Origin of the sequence: Ruegeria marisrubri (assembly GCF_001507595.1) — a bacterium.
Classification (GTDB): domain Bacteria; phylum Pseudomonadota; class Alphaproteobacteria; order Rhodobacterales; family Rhodobacteraceae; genus Ruegeria; species Ruegeria marisrubri.
This window is the reverse complement of sequence record NZ_LQBQ01000026.1, coordinates 1-1,645: the sequence shown is the minus strand read 5'-3', so window position 1 is coordinate 1,645 and position 1,645 is coordinate 1. Positions and strand designations below refer to the sequence as shown.

At 61.0% G+C, this 1,645-nt stretch carries 3 protein-coding genes; 2 read left to right on the top strand and 1 reads right to left on the bottom strand.

Annotated elements, in window-relative coordinates:
- Nucleotides 1–6 precede the first annotated feature (6 nt).
- Both AVO45_RS12485 and AVO45_RS12480 read left to right on the top strand, forming a co-directional pair.
- Nucleotides 7–381: a winged helix-turn-helix transcriptional regulator gene (locus AVO45_RS12485; RefSeq protein WP_068347447.1), complete on the top strand. Its 375-nt coding sequence runs from the start codon at nt 7–9 to the stop codon at nt 379–381.
- Nucleotides 374–1,243: a hypothetical protein gene (locus AVO45_RS12480; protein WP_068347446.1), complete on the top strand. Its 870-nt coding sequence runs from the start codon at nt 374–376 to the stop codon at nt 1,241–1,243. The genes AVO45_RS12485 and AVO45_RS12480 overlap by 8 nt, the downstream gene beginning before the upstream one ends.
- 104 nt (nt 1,244–1,347) lie before the next feature.
- Here AVO45_RS12480 and AVO45_RS19965 read toward each other — a convergent pair.
- The coding region (locus tag AVO45_RS19965) for a hypothetical protein (RefSeq protein ID WP_205627890.1) at nt 1,348–1,645 on the bottom strand (298 nt) is incomplete at its 5' end.

Genomic DNA, 1,645 nt, shown 5'->3' with positions numbered 1-1,645 from the left:
CACCACATGCGTGCAAGAGTCGAAGACGACGCCCAGGGAAGGCGGCAGGTCTATGAGGCCTGTTTTGAACCTTGCGCGATCGAAAAGGGCATGCGGATCATCGGCGGAAAATGGACCGGGTCGATCCTGTGGCACCTCAAGGACGGTCCGGTCAGGTTCAACGATCTGGCTCGGATGGTGGGTGGCGCATCCAAGAAGATGATTACCGAACGTCTGCGCCAACTGGAAACGCAGGGACTGGTCCGGCGCGAAGTCATGGATACAGCCCCGGTGTCTGTTCACTACGAGATCACCGAGTTCGGGCGCAGTGCGCTGGGGTTCCTCGACGAGCTTCGTAAATGGAGCGAAGGTTTGCCGCAGGAAATCCACGCCGATGGCTGAACTCCCCCGGCTGAAGCCCGACCCTATTCCCGCGATCCATCCAGTCCCGGAATTCGCCGTCAGCGGCGCGCGCGCGGCGGTTTACGAGCGCACCAAGAAGGGCCTCGGCGTCCCCTGGATGGGCGTGGTTGCCATGGCCTTCGCGCATTACCCCTGCTTCTATGACACCCTGTGGTCGGCCATGGAGCCAATCACCGGAACCAAGGTGTTTGAACAGACCTGCCAGTCCCTTCGGGATGTCGCCGAGCGGGCAGCAGAAGCCTTGCAGCCTGCGCCCCTGGTGTCGCGGCTCATGTCGCAGGGCTATGGCGTGCTGGAGATCGACGACATCCGCGCCTGCAACGAAGTCTTTTCCGCCGGCAACATGCCTTACGTCCTGATGGCGACGCTGGCGCGGCTGCTGCTGGAAGGAAACTCATGGCACGGCGGTGGAGATCTTGGCCGCGTTACTTCTCCAATTCAGACGATGCCCAAGCCGCCCCTGATGGAAGCGCATCACGCCTCAGACGATCTGGCGGCCCTATACGATGAGCTCCGCGAGGTGCTCGGGCTGCCCTTCGTCAACACCGACTATCGCGCCTTTGCCCGCTGGCCCAGCTATTTCGCCTTGGCCTGGAACGATCTCAGCCCTCGACTGCCCGAGGCGGGGTATGCCACCGGCGTTGAGTGTGTCCATCAGGCGGCCATCGACCTTGCTGTCTCACTGCCGAATGCGACCGGAATAACCCCGGACGCCCTGAGGGACGCGGCCGCATCCGATGCCTCGTTGGAAGAGGTCCTGTCAGTGGTCAGGCTGTTCCAGTGGCTTTTGCCGGGTCTGGCCGTGAACGTCGCGTTTATGCGAAGCCAATTGCAACGTTAGTCCGCTGGATTACCTCAATCGTCGGGCCGGGTAGAACAGCATCTTTTGTTAGAATTGGGTGACTCAGCTTGCTTCGTCCCGCAAAGCGGAAATACGCCCACACCTCAAATTCGCTGCGGCAACGAATCGCGGCAATGACGGGCCGGACCGCCACATTTTGTCGCCCAGGCTAATGACCGGTTAGGGCCCAGTGTTAGCTTGGTGCGGACGAGCGAAAGGCGGGGTTGTCCCGCATCCCGAATGTCACCAGCTTCGACCACGCTGCGGACGCATGAACGACTGATGCTGCCGCAGCTCCGCAGCATGAGGAACTTCACCATCGCAGCGAAAATTAGCGCTTCCGGATTGGGTTCGGAGCCGCCATGCGGCAGTACAGTAGATTCTGAGGATTTGACGCAATCT